Origin of the sequence: [Zimmermannella] alba NBRC 15616 (genome assembly GCF_001570905.1) — a bacterium.
GTDB classification, from domain to species: domain Bacteria; phylum Actinomycetota; class Actinomycetes; order Actinomycetales; family Microbacteriaceae; genus Pseudoclavibacter; species Pseudoclavibacter albus.
In genome coordinates this window covers 1-13,703 of sequence record NZ_BCSO01000010.1, presented here as the reverse complement: position 1 = coordinate 13,703, position 13,703 = coordinate 1, and the positions used below count along the sequence as shown (strand labels likewise).

Sequence of the window (13,703 nt, the reverse complement as noted above, 5' to 3'; positions counted from 1 at the left end):
CTGTCCGCCCCCGTGGCGATGGGAACGAACGGCATGATGATGTCGTTCGCTGCTTCGAGCTGTCGAATGTGTCGCTGACTCGGCATCCACGCCTGAGTCACCCTTCAGCCGGTTGAGCACAGCTCCCGGCCATGCGGCCTCCTCGGTCTGCCGCGATCGCTCGCGCTGACCGCACACATCTGCACCGCACCCGCCCGCTCCGTGGCACCGGTGCATCTCGCACAGCATTCGCTGGACGCTCACCGATGAGCTCCGGCACACGAAAGGTCTTTCTCCCATGTCGTCGAACGTCACCGCTCTCCGTCCCCACCAGATCGTTACCGACCCGCGCTCGAACGCCGCCCGCGCGATCGACATCCAGCAGGCTCCCGAAGCCGAGACCCACGCACCCACGCTGCAGGCTGTCGGCGCGGCCGAAACTCGCGGATTCGTCCTCTACGTCGGCCTCGACGAGGCGAAGGCTGCCGCGGATGGCACGAGCCTCACCGAGCTCGTGCAGGAGCTCCGCCGCCTCACCGCCCAGCTCGCCCCGCACGCGACCACGCACGCCTCGGTCGCACTCGCCCCGAAGGGGGCCGGCGGCCGGGATGTGGATGTCGTCCGCCTCGCCCTCGGCGACCGCCAGGCACTTGCCGAGCGCGAAGCCGCGAAGCGCGCACAGCTTGGCCTCCCGCAGGACATCCACGCCGCCCAGGACGAGGTGGAGGGCGTCACGATCGACACGACGCGTCACCGCATCCTCATTGACGGCGAGAACATCCACGCCACCTACACGGAGTTCGAGCTCCTGCAGGCGCTTGTACTGCGCGAGGGCCGTGCTGCAAGCCGCGACGAGCTCATCGACGTCGTGTGGCACGAGGGCGAGGAGGAGCGTCCGAGCGAGCGCACGATCGATGTGCACATTCGTCGCCTGCGCGCGAAGCTCGGCGGCTACTCGGACATTATTCGCACGGTGCGCGGTCAGGGGTACCGCTTCGACCGTCACGCGGATGTTGAGGTGCTGCGTCGTCCTTCGAAGTCGCCCGACCGCATCTAGCGCGGGTGGATGCTGCCGCCTGTGCGCTCGCGGCGCCCCCTTCCGCAATCCGCACGCTGGCGGCGATGTGGCGTCCCTCGGCTCCGTAGAATGTTGCCCGATGTCTGATCAGAGTGCCGCGAATGCCTGGGAAAGCTTGTTTCGAGCCCAGGTGTCGATCATGCGTGATTTGCGAATGGCTTTTGTTGATCAAGGCATGACAATGAATGAATACGATGTGCTCTTCAATGTCGCACGCGAACCGGAACATCGAATTCGTTTGCGTGCATTGAATGCCAATGTGTTGATTACCCAGAGTTCGGTAAGTCGCTTGGTCGATCGTTTGGTCTCGCGAGGGCTTCTCGACAAGTGCGGCGATCCCGAGGATGCTCGCGGCGCGATCGTGTGCCTCACGCCGTTTGGCCTCAGCGAATTCCAGCGCGTCGCTCGCGTCCACACCGCCAATATCGGAACTCGATTCGGTGTGCTCAATGAAGAAGAGCGGGCAATCCTCGAACGCCTTTGTGGCAAGCTCCTCACACCATTGAGTGAAATGCACAACACGGTTGAAAAGTAACCGTTCCTGACACCTCCTCAGGTTCTTTCGCGCTACAGTCTTGTCACGCACCGCTCACGTTCCCCAGTGAGCACACAGGCGGTCGACGGGCACCCCACCTAGGCTCGTCGTACTCCTCACACGATGACAAGGCACTCTTTGGTTATGACTTCTTCAGCAGCCCGCATGACCGCTGCGTGGCCCGGATGCGCTGGCACCGAGCCCCTCACTGCCGCCGAGGCAACACGCCTCGCGCACGCGTTCCACGTCCTTTCGGACACCGCACGCGTTCGCATCCTCTCGCTGGCTGCAACCGAATCCGACGGTATCTCGGTGAAGGCGCTCGTCGCTGAGCTCGGCCTCCACCAGCCGACTGTCTCGCACCACCTCAAGGTCCTCACGGACGCTGGCTACCTCACGCGTGAGCGCCGCGGCACGTGGAGCCTCTACTCGCCGATCCCGGAGCGTCTCCAGGAGCTCGCAGAGCTCATCGCACCGGAACAGGCCTAGGCCCCATCGCACTCCCCCAGGCGCTGCCCCGCGCTGTTGCGGGGCGGCGCTGTTGTGTGGGCGATCGCTCGCCGGCCACGCACAAGCGTGTGTTGACGCCGTCATTCGTGCGGACACGAAAAAGCCCCGGTAGCTAATGCAGCTACTGGGGCTTTCACTCGCGCGCCCGGAGGGACTCGAACCCCCAACCTTCTGATCCGTAGTCAGATGCTCTATCCATTGAGCTACGGGCGCATGTTCTCGGCCTCCTGCGGGACCGGAGAACAGCATATACCGACTGTTCACCTCAACACAAATCCGCGTGTTGCCGAGCGTGGCAAGCTAGTCCGAAGGCCAACTTCACGCCATTCATTGGCGCCTCGCACAGTGCGTTCTGTTCGCCGCGAAGCTAGCGTAAAGGCTGATGACGAACGCATTACCACGCCCCGATGACGGCGCGTGGCTCGGCCATGAACGACCCAGCCGCGCCTATCAGCGGATCATGCTCGGAATGTTCTGCGGCGGCTTCGCGATCTTCGCGCAGCTCTACTCACCGCAGGCCGTCCTCCCGGAAATCTCTGCGGCCTTCACCGTGGATGCCCCGCGCGCGGCCCTCATGGTCTCAATGGGGACGCTCGGCGTCGCACTCTCGGTCCTCCCCTGGTCGCTCATCGCTGACCGCATCGGACGTGTGCGCGCGATGGCGTGGTCGATCTGCCTTGCGGTGCTCTTCTCGATCCTCACGGTCACGATGCCGAACTTTGAGCTCTCGCTCGCGGCGCGCCTGCTCGAAGGCCTCGCCATGGGCGGCGTCCCGGCCGTCGCACACGCCTACCTCAACGAGGAGCTGCATCCCAGCGCTGCACCTGCCGGTGCGGGCGTCTTCGTCTCGGGAAACACCGCAGGCGGGATGTTCGGCCGGCTCATCGCTGCACCAATCGGCGAACACTTCGGGTGGCAGTTCGGATCGCTCGCGGTCACCGCAGTTGCCGCCGTCACCGCCGTCCTCTTCCTCATCCTCACCCCACCCGCGAAGGGCTTCACGCCGCCACCGCGCGACGAGCACCGCTTCCGGGACGCGCTCCGCGAAGCACTCACGAACATCCGCTCACACCTTCGTTCGCGCCGCCTCGTCGTGCTCTACACGCTCGGCTTCATGCTCATGGGTGGCTTCGTCGCGACGTACAACTACCTCGGCTACCGATTGACCGCACCGCCGTACGATCTGCCGAGCTGGGTCGTGGCTTTCGTGTTCCTCGCCTACCTCGCCGGCACCGTCTCCTCCCCTATCGCCGGGCGCTACGCTGCCGCGAAGGGACGCAAGCGCACCGTCCTCATCGGCTGCGCGATCATGGCCGTCGGCATGCTCATAACCCTCGGAGAGCCGCTCTGGATGGTCGTCGTGGGGCTTCTCGTGCTCACTGCAGGGCTCTTTGCCGCGCACTCCGTCGCCTCCGGCTGGGCGGGCTCCGCAGCGCGCACCGGCAAGGCGCAGTCGACGGCGCTCTACAACCTCGGCTACTACGCGGGTTCGAGCACCTTCGGCTTCATCGGCGGGATCGCCTTCATCGCGCTCGGCTGGCCTGGCCTCGTGCTCATGGTGCTGGGCCTTGTGTCAGCCTCCGTGGCACTGACGCTCCTCGTGCTGCCGTGGCGGCCGAAGGGGTTTGTGCTCGGCGATCACCTTCCGGAGGGGCGAGACTAACGTCCAGATTGCACGCTCCAGGGACATGAATGCTCCCCACGCATCCGTTTCCCCATGCAGTGCAATCTGGTCACGCAGCGGCCAGCACAGCGCCCAGACAACAGCAAACGCCCCGCACGAGGCGGGGCGTTTACAGACTGGCGGAGACGGCGGGATTTGAACCCGCGGACCGGGAACCCGATCACTTCCTTAGCAGGGAAGCCCATTCGGCCGCTCTGGCACGTCTCCAGGCTGTGCCATCTTACCCATAACCCGGAGCTGGCGCTAACCGAAGGTGTTCGCGTTCGCGCAGGTCACTTTGTTGGCGTTGAGGTGCTGGACGTCCGGCGCACCGGTCGGCGTGGGGCTCGAGGTGGCAGTGTCGCCGGTCACATCTTCCTCAGGAACCGTCGTTTCCTCGGGCGAGGTCATCGTGTCATCAGACTGCATACTGGGGTCGGTGCTCGGGCCAGCAGCCGTCGGTTCAGGCTTCGCATCCGCGAAGGAGCGGTCATCCTTGAGCATCGACCAGAGGGCGTCGTCTTCACCATCGAGCGGTTCGACCTTGCCGGGGACGGAAGCTGACTCAACGACCGGGAGCGAGATGAACGAGATGTTCTCGGTCGGAATCTTCGCAACGCTTTGCGCCAGACCCATGAGCGTGTTCACGTCATTGAGCGACTGCGTCAGCGTCATGTTCTGCGTGACGGCTTGCGCGAGACCGTAGAGGCGCACCGGGTTCGTGAGTGTGTCGTTGCTCTTGATCGTGCGGATGAGGGACGACAAGAAGACTTGCTGGTTCGAAATGCGCGCGAGGTCGGATCCGTCACCCACGCCGTGGCGGGTGCGGAGGAACTTCAGCGCGTCTTCACCCTGGAGCGTGTGGTCGCCAGCATCGAGCTGAAGGCCCACGTAGGTGTCATTGATCGGCTCGGAGACACACACGGGCACGCCACCGACAGCATTCGACATTTCGATGACGCCGCGGAACTTCACCATCGCCGCGTGATGGATGTCGAGGCCGGAGAACGCTTCGACGGTCTTGATGACGCAGTTCATGCCACCCGTATCGAGCACCGAGTTAATCGGGACGAAACTCTGCGCCTCAATGTCCTCGCCGTCGTCACTCGTGCACGCGGGAGTGTCGATGATCGTGTCGCGCGGGATGCTCACCACTTCGGCGTGGCTGAGATCCTGCGAGAGGTGGATCACCATGTTCACGTCGTTGAGGCGGCCGGAGGCTTCGTCGAGCCCTTCGCCGAACTCTTCACCCTGACCGGTGCGGTCATCCGAACCAACGAGGAGGATGTTGACGCCACCTTCCACCTGCGTGGCCTGGACCGGCGCATCCTCACCCGGCTGGGCAGGGATGATGTCGAGGTTCGTGCGGAACTTCACGAACACGATGGTGCCCAGGATGAGCACCGAGGTGGCGAGGACAGCGGCGACAATGCCGACGAACTTGGCAATGCTGCCAGCCGGGGTGACCTGCTTGAGGCGTCCGTGTCGGGCGATGCCGACCTTCGGCGCGGCACGGCGCGACGAGGCAGTGTCCCGCATGGCGCGGCGGGGGGTTGAACTCGTCACGGGGCGTCCTCGGATTCATGTCGCGGGCACGGAGCGCGAAAAGGTCTCGCCACTCTGGCGGAGGGCGTGGGATTCGAACCCACGAGGCATTGCTGCCCACTGGTTTTCAAGACCAGCTCCATCGGCCGCTCGGACAGCCCTCCAGTCCTGCGCAACAATTGTGTATCGTTCGCAGCTCCGGTCTATCGTACGGGATACCCGCCCGAACAGATACTGCCATCCCGACAGAGTCCCCCTCGCGTGAGAGACAGGATCCCTCCATCGCGGGAGTCTGTTGAAAGGGCTACAGCTGCGCGAGCGCCTCGGCGAGTCCGTCTTCGTCGATCTTGCCGGTGATGCTCGAGGCAGCGTCGAAGACTTCCTGCGGCGCCTGGCCCATCGCGACCGACGTCCCGAACTCGCCCGCCCACGTGAGCATCTCAATGTCGTTTCGCCCATCCCCCGCAGCAAACACCGCCGAGCGATCAATCCCGAGCGCCGTGCGCACGCGTTCAAGAGCCGTCGCCTTGTTGACGCCCTCGGGCGCAATGTCGAGCCAGCTCGTCCAGCCAACCGAGTAGCTCACCTGGTGCAGCCCCGAACGCTCCACGACCGACATGAACTCTTCGGTCGAGCGATCCGGCGCGACGACGACCACACGGGTCGCCTCGAGTCCAAGCAGCTCCTCGAAGCTACACTCGCGACCGGCCGCTTCGAAGCTCGCCTCCGGGAAGGCGCCGCCCGCGTAGCGGAACTCACCGTCGGGCGTCTCGATCGCGTAATGCGCCTCACCGAGCCCGTCGCGCAGGCGCTTGAGCACGGCCGTCGGGTCGAAGGTTTCGATGCGGCACGGCGCGTAGCTGCCGTCGGCCTGCCGCTCGAGCGTGAACGCACCGTTCGCACTCACGACGAAGCGCGAGTCGAGGCCAAGGCGTTCGTGGATGGGCGCCGTGTCGAACCAGCTGCGCCCCGTCGCGAGCATCACCTCGTGGCCCGCCGCGCGCAGCCGGTCGACCTCGCGGTGGGTGGCCTCAGGAATCTGGCCATCGTGCGTCAGGATCGTGCCGTCAATGTCGAGCGCGACGAGCCGACGGATCATGCGATCGGCTCCATCACTTCGAGGCCGCCGAGGTACGGGCGCAGGCACTCGGGCACGATGACCGAGCCGTCGGCCTGTTGGTGCGTCTCGAGGATGGCGACGAGCCAGCGGGTCGTGGCGAGCGTGCCGTTGAGCGTGGCGACCGGGCTCGTCTTGCCGTTCTCGCCGCGGAAGCGGGTATCGAGGCGGCGAGCCTGGAAGGTCATGCAGTTCGACGTCGAGGTGAGCTCGCGGTACGTACCCTGCGTCGGGATCCACGCTTCCACGTCGAACTTGCGGGCGGCGCTCGTGCCGAGGTCGCCAGCAGCCGTGTCGATGACGCGATAGCTGAGGCCAAGCGCGTGCATCATCTCTTCCTGCCAGCCGAGGAGGCGCTCGTGCTCTGCCTCTGCCTCGGCCGGGTCGGCGTACACGAACATTTCGAGCTTGTTGAACTGGTGGACGCGGAGGATGCCGCGGGTGTCCTTGCCGTGCGAGCCAGCCTCGCGGCGGTAGCAGGTCGACCAGCCGGCGTAGCGAAGCGGGCCGTTCGAGAGGTCGAGGATCTCATCCGCGTGGTAGCCCGCGAGCGCAACCTCGCTCGTGCCGGTCAGGTAGAGGTCGTCCGCTTCGAGGCGGTAGACCTCGTCGGCGTGCTCGCCGAGGAAGCCCGTGCCCTGCATGATCTCGGGCTTGACGAGGGTCGGCGTCGTGAGCATCGTGAAGCCATTCGCGATGGCCTTGTCGAGCGCCATCGTCATCAGGGCGAGTTCGAGGCGGGCGCCGATGCCGCGGAGGAAGTAGAAGCGTGCGCCGGAGACCTTCGCGCCGCGCTGCATGTCGATTGCGCCGAGCAACTCGCCGAGCTCGAGGTGGTCGCGCGCGTCGAAATCGAAGCTCGGGCGCTCGCCGATCTCACGAAGCGTGACGAAGTCGTCCTCGCCGCCGGCGGGGACGCCCTCAATGACGAGGTTCGGGATGCGGCGGACGACGGCGGCGTAGGCCTCGTCGGCGTCGTTCGCAGCCTGGTTTGCGACCTTCACACGCTGGGCGAGCTCCTTGACCTGCTCGAGGAGGGCCGGTTTCTCGTCCTTCGAGGCCTTGGCGACCTGCTTCGAGAACGCGTTCTGCTCGGCGCGCAGCGACTCGAATTCGCTGATCGCGGCACGGCGGGCGGCGTCTGCTTCGAGTGCCGAATCCACGAGCGAGGGGTCGGCGCCGCGCGCGAGTTGGGAGGCCCGGACGAGATCCGGCTGGTCGCGAAGAAGCTGAGCATCGATCACAGGAACATCGTAGTCGGGGCGTGTGAAACGGCGATTCAGCAAGGGGCTGTGGGTCGCATCGGGAGGGCAGCTCCGCATCCGTGCTGCAACAACCCCCGGTCACCAGAGCTTTCTCGGCTCGCTCGCCTAGCGTGTCGATATGGCTTCCACTCCCCCGACCGCCACGAAACAGGCCGCCATCATCGCGAATCCCGCGAAGGTGGACATTGCGGCGCTCAGGCGCGCAGTGACCGCCGCCGAGCAGGAATTTGGCTGGCCCGAGAGCATCTGCCTGGAAACCACCGAAGACGACCCAGGTGTTGGCCAGACCGCCGAGGCACTCGATCGTGGCGCGAGCCTCATCGTGGCTGCAGGTGGCGATGGCACGGTGCGCGTGGTTGCGGAGGCGTTGCAGGGCAGCTCCGCACGCCTTGGACTTATCCCCGCAGGCACGGGGAATCTCCTCGCCCGAAACCTCGGTATTGACGTGAATTCGGTGACGCATGCCCTCGCGATCGCGTTTGGTGACAGCGAGCGCAAGATCGACCTCGGCATCGCCGACGTCGAGCGCCCTGACGGGTCACGCGAGCACACGGTGTTCACGGTGCTTTGCGGCGTCGGTATTGACGCGGCAATGATCGCGAACACGGACGATGACTTGAAACGCCGTGTGGGCTGGGTTGCCTACGTCGACGGCATCCGCCGCTCATTGAAGGGTGGCTCGACGATGCGCTTCCGTTGCCGTACTGACCAGGGCCCGACGATCTCCGTGCACGCAAACACGATCATGGTCGGCAATTGCGGCCTATTGCCCGGCAACGTCGTCCTCATGCCGGATGCCGTCATCGACGACGGGGAGCTTGACGTCGCAATTCTTCGCCCTAACGGCATCGGAGGCTGGATGCAGATCTGGGCGCGCCTTGTCGCGCAGTCTGGCCTCATCCAGCGCACCGAGGTGGGCAAGCGCTGGCTTGTGGATGGCCGCAGGATGCGCGCGCTCGACTACTCGCGAGCCCGCGAGTTCGTCATTCGGCTCGACTCGGAGCCTGCCGAGTTTGAGGTCGACGGTGATGCCTTCGGCGAGATGCGTGCCGCGCGCATCCACCTTGAAGCTGGCGGTTTGACGGTGAAGGCGCCCGAGCAATCGCGAACGGCGACAGCTGCGATTGATGCGGCCGTGTCGAAGCTGCAGCGGATGATCGGTCAGGTGAACTCGGTGTCGCTGCCGGGATTCGGCACGATCTCAATGACGGGTGGTTCGCGGGATGCGGCCGTTGAGTGCGCGACCGAGGAGGCCGCAGCCACCGGCGACGCTTCGACGGACGCTGCACCCGCCTCGATCTTCGACCAGCTGCAGCGGGAGCACGGCACCGAGATCCACGTCGACAAGCATCACGGCGACCACGTCGACGAGGCGACCCCGACCGACGAGACGCCGACGCACTAGGGCGTTACACGCTGGGCGAGCTGGTGCGGTCGTCCTGCGCATCCTCCGCCTCGAGTGAGGCGAGCCAGGCGCGTGCCGCCGCGAAGCGCTCATCACTGTGGGCGGGATCGGCCTGCTTCAGCACGACCCCGACGCGCGGGTACGAGCCGAGGAAGATGAGCTTCGGGCAGAAGCGGCGGATGCCGAGGAGCGCGTCGGCGACGCGTGCATCGTGCAGGTGCCCGTCGAGGTCGACAACGAAGCGGTAGTTGCCGGGCTTGTCGGGGACCGGCCGCGAGGTGATCATCGTCATGTTGATACCTCGCGTCGAGATCTGCTCGAGCATCTCAAGGAGCGCGCCGGGGCGGTCTTCCGGGAGCTCGACGATGATGCTCGTCTTGTCGCGACCGGTCGGCGCGGGCACGTGCTGGTTCATGCCGACGAGGACGAAGCGGGTCTGAGCGGTGTGGTTGTCCTGCAGATCGCTCGCGATGAGCTCGACCGGCAGATGCTCGGTGATGGTCGGCGGCGTGATCGCAGCATCCACCCCAGCTTCGAAGAGTTGCTCCGCGGAGGCGACGTTCGAGGACGCGGGGACGTGGCTGTGCGCGGGCAGATGCTCCGCGAGCCAGCGGCGGCACTGGCCGTAGGCGACCGGGTGGGCGGCGACGGTCGTGACCTCCTCGAGCTTCGTGCCGGGGCGGACAGCGAGGCAGAATCGGATCGGGACGACGTATTCGCCGCGGATGCGAAGGCCGGGCGTGCTCGCGAGCGCATCCTGGCTCGCCGTCACGCCGCCCTCGATCGAGTTCTCGATCGCGATCATCGCGCCGACACTGCGGCCTTCAACGACGTCCTGCACCGCCTCGGGCACATTGTTCACCGCACGCCAGGGCTTCCCCGCTGCCTCGGGCGCGAGCGCGAGCGCAGCCTCCGTAAAGGTGCCCTTCGGCCCCAGATAGGAGAAGTTCTCGATGCGTTCGCGCAGCTCTGCGGTCATGTCACCAGCCTAGGTGCACGGGAGCGGTGCACAGAATTGCAGATAGCTTGCGCATCCCTCGCTATTTCGAGGATGCGCAAGCTATCTGCAACACCATTCACCGAGGCTGGCTACCCCGCCAACGCTGGGTAGGCGAGATAGCCCGCGATGCCACACATGGCAGGAATGGTGATCACCATGGCGGCCCCGAGGACAGCGAGTGTCTTCACCGACACACCCACTGGCTCGCTGCGAACCTGAACCAGCCAGTACACGGCAACAAGCACGCCGCCAAAGCCGATGCTTCCAAGCACTGCAGTCGCTTGCGTGAATGGCAGGATGTCGAACTTCGATGCAACCCAACTCACAATTGCGAGGACCACGCTTGTTCCACTCATCGCCAGCAGCACCAACGCACCCCACCGGATACGCCGTTCAAGAGGGATGGAGTCAGTCATGTTGTTTCCTTTCGACATGCCAGTTCAGCACATGAGCGAAATCATCCAGAAGACGGTCGACACGCTGACGTCAGCAACCGCTGCAACGACAGCAGCAGGCGGAGCGGCCGCGGTGACACCCGCTGCGGTCCAGATTGCTCCCGCTGTGAGCCCGAGCGCACCAAGCACCGCGCTGCACGTCTGGGCGTCACCTTGGCTATAGGGGACAGTTTGCGAAGACGAAGCCGTGATGACCTCGCCTCCTTCAGACGAGTGTTTCGAAAGCATTTCACGGATTTCAGCTGCTGTGAACACTCGCTTTACCTGCCCATTCGTGAGCACCGTGAGGGTGTCGTCCTGCTTGTCGACAACCATTTGAACAACATCACCGTTCGACAGCTCATACGTGTCAACGATCCGATCAGCCGTTTCGTCGGACTGTGACCTCACGACCGTGGCGGCTTCCGTCTGGGCCGTTGTGTTCGTTTCAGCGGCGTGGGCGAGTGAATGATGACCCACGGGATTCAGCGTCAACACGACCGTTGCCATGAGCGCGACCACTACCAACATTGACCTCATTGTCCTCATCATCAAGCCACCCTGACCTCCCCCCCCTGCGAATCTCTACATTGCGCAAGGGCTCTTTTGTGCTAATGTTTCCCATTTGCTTTGGCAGACGGTCCGATGTCAGCCGCACACCTTCCGGTCATCTGGCCCTGTGAAAATGTCGGCATGCACGAGCGAGCCGGCACCCTTGCCAAGCCTGAAGACCTCATCAACCTCGACGAGCTCATCGCCGCGTACTCGACGACGACGCCGGATGTGACGAACCCCGCGCAGCGCGTCGCCTTCGGCACGAGCGGTCACCGCGGTTCGAGCCTCAAGGGCTCCTTCAACGAGCAGCACATCCTCGCGATCACGCAGGCCATCTGCGAATACCGCGCCGAGCAGGGCATCACCGGCCCGCTGTTCATCGGTCGCGACACGCACGCCCTCTCGGAGCCGGCCGAGCGCACGGCCCTCGAGGTGCTTGTCGCGAACGGCGTGAATGTCCGCGTCGAGGCTCGCGGCGAATGGGTGCCAACCCCGGCCCTCTCGCGCGCCATCATCCGCTACAACGCCGACCCGGCGAACACCGAGCAGGCGGACGGCATCGTCATCACCCCGAGCCACAACCCGCCCCAGGACGGCGGCTTCAAGTACAACCCGCCGCACGGTGGCCCGGCCGACACGGATGCCACGAGCTGGATCGCCAACCGCGCGAACGCACTCCTTGAGGCTGGTCTCGAGGGCGTCAAGCGCACCGAGCCGGGCGAGCTCACGAAGCACGACTACGTCGCCGAGTACGTCGCCGACCTCGCGAACATCATCGACTTTGAAGCGATCAAGCGCGCGGGTGTGCGCATCGGCGCCGACCCGCTCGGCGGCGCGAGCCTTCGCTACTGGGAGGCGATCCGCGACGAGTACGGCATCGACCTCACGGTCGTGAACCCGGAGATCGACGCCCGCTGGCCGTTCATGACGCTCGACTGGGACGGCAAGATCCGCATGGACCCCTCGAGCAAACACGCCATGGCAAGTGTCCTCGCCAAGAAGGACGACTTCGATGTCCTCACCGGCAACGACGCGGACGCTGACCGTCACGGCATCGTCACCCCGGATGCCGGCCTCATGAACCCGAACCACTACCTCGCGGTCGCGATCGACTACCTCATCGCGAACCGCCCCGAGTGGCCGGCCAGCGCGGGCGTCGGCAAGACGCTCGTGTCGAGCTCGATGATCGACCGAGTGGTCGCCTCACTCGGCCGCACACTCGTCGAGGTGCCGGTCGGCTTTAAGTGGTTCGTGCCGGGTCTCTCGGATGGCACGGTCGTCTTCGGTGGTGAAGAGTCGGCGGGTGCATCGTTCCTCACGAAGGACGGCTCGGTGTGGACGACGGACAAGGACGGCATCATCCTCGCGCTCCTCGCCGCCGAGATCATCGCCGTCACGGGCAAGACGCCGTCCGAGCGCTACCGCGAGCTGGAGGCCGAGTTTGGTGCTCCGGCGTACGAGCGCGTGGATGCTGCGGCAACACCGGACGAGAAGGCGAAGCTCAAGAAGCTCAACGGTGACGCGATCCAGGCAAGCGAGCTTGCTGGTGAGCCGATCACGCAGAAGCTCTCGGAGGCGCCCGGCAACGGTGCTGCGATTGGTGGCGTCAAGGTGTCGACCGAGTCGGCCTGGTTTGCGGCACGCCCCTCGGGCACGGAGGACGTCTACAAGATCTACGCCGAGTCGTTCAAGGGTGCCGAGCACCTCGCTGAGGTGCAGGCTGAGGCAAAGACGATCGTCCAGGCAGCCCTCGCGCAGTAGCGGCGCACGACGCAACTGCGGTGGTCGATATCTCGGCCACCGCAGTTGTGTGAGGTGGTCGAGATCTCGATACACCCTTCGGGCACTCGATCAGCTCAGCGAAAGCTGCGCGAGGGTTAGTTGTTTGGGGTTGCACCCGGTGTCGGCTGGGCTTCTTCCATCCGTCCGCCGGTCATGAGGCCGTTGTTGCGGTCGAGGACGAAGGCATCCCCAGCCTTGTTCACGCAGCGCATGCCGGTCGTCTCGCTCAGGTGGCAGCTGAACTCGCCAGCCTCGAAGGTGTCGCCCGGGTTGACGGTGACATTGCCATAGAGGGAGGCCGGGATGCACGGGTAGCTCACACCGTTCGAGGTGAGGCCCACGACCGTACCGAGCAGGTTGTCCGGGTCACACACTTCACCGGGCTTCTCGTAGTTGTAGCCCCACTGCTGGCAGACCACGCCGATGTCGCCGGAGATCTGGCAGACCATCTTCTGGGTGGGCGAGTAGAACGACACCGTCTCGAAGTTCGGGTCGGCGACGAGCGGCGGAGGCGTCGTCTCGGTCGGCGTCGGCGTCTCGGCGGGAGCCGCAGGGGCTGCCGTTTGGCTCGGCGCAGCAACGGGTGCCTGACGGTTGCCGATCGCACCGCCGATGATGACGGCGCTCAAGACGAGCAGGAGCGAACCCGCTGCCGCCACGAGAATCGTGAGCAGACGCTTGCGGTCCGGTCGGTCCAGGGATGCGAGCATCGCGCCGATCCGGTCCTGGCCACCGTTCTGGCCGCCGCCAGGAGCCGCGGCGGGAGCGGTCGCGGCGCGCGGGCCACGGTTGGCCGGTGCGGATGCTGCCGGAGCGGGGGCAGCGTTCGCGCGGG

12 protein-coding genes, 3 tRNA genes and 1 pseudogene are annotated in these 13,703 nt (G+C 65.3%); 6 read left to right on the top strand and 10 right to left on the bottom strand.

Annotation, left to right across the window (positions count from 1 at the left end; translation table 11 throughout):
* Window positions 1-277: 277 nt before the first annotated feature.
* The 3 genes from ZAL01S_RS07280 (at window position 278) to ZAL01S_RS07270 (ending at window position 2,081) form a co-directional block, all read left to right on the top strand.
* Window positions 278-1,036: a winged helix-turn-helix domain-containing protein gene (locus tag ZAL01S_RS07280; protein WP_083523168.1), complete on the top strand. Its 759-nt coding sequence runs from the start codon at window positions 278-280 to the stop codon at window positions 1,034-1,036.
* Window positions 1,037-1,136: 100 nt separating this feature from the next.
* Window positions 1,137-1,592 (top strand): MarR family winged helix-turn-helix transcriptional regulator, encoded by a 456-nt coding sequence (locus ZAL01S_RS07275; RefSeq protein ID WP_066081777.1) that lies wholly within the window; start codon window positions 1,137-1,139, stop codon window positions 1,590-1,592.
* A 144-nt stretch (window positions 1,593-1,736) separates the two neighbouring features.
* Window positions 1,737-2,081 carry an ArsR/SmtB family transcription factor gene (locus tag ZAL01S_RS07270; protein ID WP_217995475.1) on the top strand — a complete coding sequence of 115 codons (345 nt, stop codon included), beginning with the start codon at window positions 1,737-1,739 and terminating at the stop codon, window positions 2,079-2,081.
* A gap of 161 nt (window positions 2,082-2,242) precedes the next feature.
* Here the strand turns inward: ZAL01S_RS07270 and ZAL01S_RS07265 are convergent.
* A tRNA-Arg gene (locus ZAL01S_RS07265) sits at window positions 2,243-2,315 on the bottom strand.
* A 169-nt stretch (window positions 2,316-2,484) separates the two neighbouring features.
* Between ZAL01S_RS07265 and ZAL01S_RS07260 the strand changes: the two genes are divergently transcribed.
* On the top strand, window positions 2,485-3,765 hold the full coding sequence (locus ZAL01S_RS07260; RefSeq protein WP_066081773.1) for an MFS transporter: 1,281 nt from the start codon (window positions 2,485-2,487) through the stop codon (window positions 3,763-3,765).
* Between the two features lie 138 nt (window positions 3,766-3,903).
* Here ZAL01S_RS07260 and ZAL01S_RS07255 read toward each other — a convergent pair.
* From ZAL01S_RS07255 to serS, 5 genes are all read right to left on the bottom strand, one after another.
* Window positions 3,904-3,993 (bottom strand) — tRNA-Ser (locus ZAL01S_RS07255).
* A gap of 36 nt (window positions 3,994-4,029) precedes the next feature.
* Window positions 4,030-5,331: an LCP family protein gene (locus tag ZAL01S_RS07250; RefSeq protein WP_159421636.1), complete on the bottom strand. Its 1,302-nt coding sequence runs from the start codon at window positions 5,329-5,331 to the stop codon at window positions 4,030-4,032.
* A gap of 55 nt (window positions 5,332-5,386) precedes the next feature.
* Window positions 5,387-5,474, bottom strand: a tRNA-Ser gene (locus ZAL01S_RS07245).
* 140 nt (window positions 5,475-5,614) lie between these two features.
* Window positions 5,615-6,409 (bottom strand): HAD family hydrolase, encoded by a 795-nt coding sequence (locus ZAL01S_RS07240; RefSeq protein ID WP_066081769.1) that lies wholly within the window; start codon window positions 6,407-6,409, stop codon window positions 5,615-5,617.
* Window positions 6,406-7,671: a serine--tRNA ligase gene (serS, locus tag ZAL01S_RS07235; protein ID WP_066081767.1), complete on the bottom strand. Its 1,266-nt coding sequence runs from the start codon at window positions 7,669-7,671 to the stop codon at window positions 6,406-6,408. The genes ZAL01S_RS07240 and serS overlap by 4 nt, the downstream gene beginning before the upstream one ends.
* A gap of 139 nt (window positions 7,672-7,810) precedes the next feature.
* Between serS and ZAL01S_RS07230 the strand changes: the two genes are divergently transcribed.
* Complete coding sequence (locus ZAL01S_RS07230) at window positions 7,811-9,097, top strand: diacylglycerol kinase family protein (RefSeq protein WP_066081764.1); 1,287 nt, start codon at window positions 7,811-7,813, stop codon at window positions 9,095-9,097.
* A 4-nt stretch (window positions 9,098-9,101) separates the two neighbouring features.
* Here the strand turns inward: ZAL01S_RS07230 and pheA are convergent, their stop codons facing one another.
* From pheA to ZAL01S_RS07215, 3 genes are all read right to left on the bottom strand, one after another.
* Window positions 9,102-10,076, bottom strand: coding sequence for a prephenate dehydratase (gene pheA, locus ZAL01S_RS07225; protein ID WP_066081762.1), 975 nt, complete (start codon window positions 10,074-10,076; stop codon window positions 9,102-9,104).
* A 110-nt stretch (window positions 10,077-10,186) separates the two neighbouring features.
* Complete coding sequence (locus ZAL01S_RS07220) at window positions 10,187-10,513, bottom strand: hypothetical protein (RefSeq protein ID WP_159421635.1); 327 nt, start codon at window positions 10,511-10,513, stop codon at window positions 10,187-10,189.
* Window positions 10,514-10,537: 24 nt separating this feature from the next.
* Window positions 10,538-11,062 (bottom strand): hypothetical protein, encoded by a 525-nt coding sequence (locus ZAL01S_RS07215; RefSeq protein WP_159421634.1) that lies wholly within the window; start codon window positions 11,060-11,062, stop codon window positions 10,538-10,540.
* A 162-nt stretch (window positions 11,063-11,224) separates the two neighbouring features.
* Here ZAL01S_RS07215 and pgm point away from each other — a divergent pair, with 162 nt between their 5' ends.
* Window positions 11,225-12,847 (top strand): phosphoglucomutase (alpha-D-glucose-1,6-bisphosphate-dependent), encoded by a 1,623-nt coding sequence (gene pgm / locus ZAL01S_RS07210; protein WP_066081893.1) that lies wholly within the window; start codon window positions 11,225-11,227, stop codon window positions 12,845-12,847.
* A 116-nt stretch (window positions 12,848-12,963) separates the two neighbouring features.
* Here the strand turns inward: pgm and ZAL01S_RS07205 are convergent.
* A pseudogene (locus ZAL01S_RS07205) lies at window positions 12,964-13,703 on the bottom strand (hypothetical protein); the annotation flags it as partial.

Coding starts and splice junctions, on each gene's coding strand:
- pheA (WP_066081762.1), bottom strand. CDS start 10,076: ATGACCGCAGAGCTGCGCGAACGCATCGAGAACTTCTCCTATCTGGGG.
- ZAL01S_RS07280 (WP_083523168.1), top strand. CDS start 278: ATGTCGTCGAACGTCACCGCTCTCCGTCCCCACCAGATCGTTACCGAC.
- pgm (WP_066081893.1), top strand. CDS start 11,225: ATGCACGAGCGAGCCGGCACCCTTGCCAAGCCTGAAGACCTCATCAAC.
- ZAL01S_RS07215 (WP_159421634.1), bottom strand. CDS start 11,062: ATGTTGGTAGTGGTCGCGCTCATGGCAACGGTCGTGTTGACGCTGAAT.
- ZAL01S_RS07220 (WP_159421635.1), bottom strand. CDS start 10,513: ATGACTGACTCCATCCCTCTTGAACGGCGTATCCGGTGGGGTGCGTTG.
- ZAL01S_RS07240 (WP_066081769.1), bottom strand. CDS start 6,409: ATGATCCGTCGGCTCGTCGCGCTCGACATTGACGGCACGATCCTGACG.
- ZAL01S_RS07260 (WP_066081773.1), top strand. CDS start 2,485: ATGACGAACGCATTACCACGCCCCGATGACGGCGCGTGGCTCGGCCAT.
- ZAL01S_RS07230 (WP_066081764.1), top strand. CDS start 7,811: ATGGCTTCCACTCCCCCGACCGCCACGAAACAGGCCGCCATCATCGCG.
- ZAL01S_RS07275 (WP_066081777.1), top strand. CDS start 1,137: ATGTCTGATCAGAGTGCCGCGAATGCCTGGGAAAGCTTGTTTCGAGCC.
- ZAL01S_RS07270 (WP_217995475.1), top strand. CDS start 1,737: ATGACTTCTTCAGCAGCCCGCATGACCGCTGCGTGGCCCGGATGCGCT.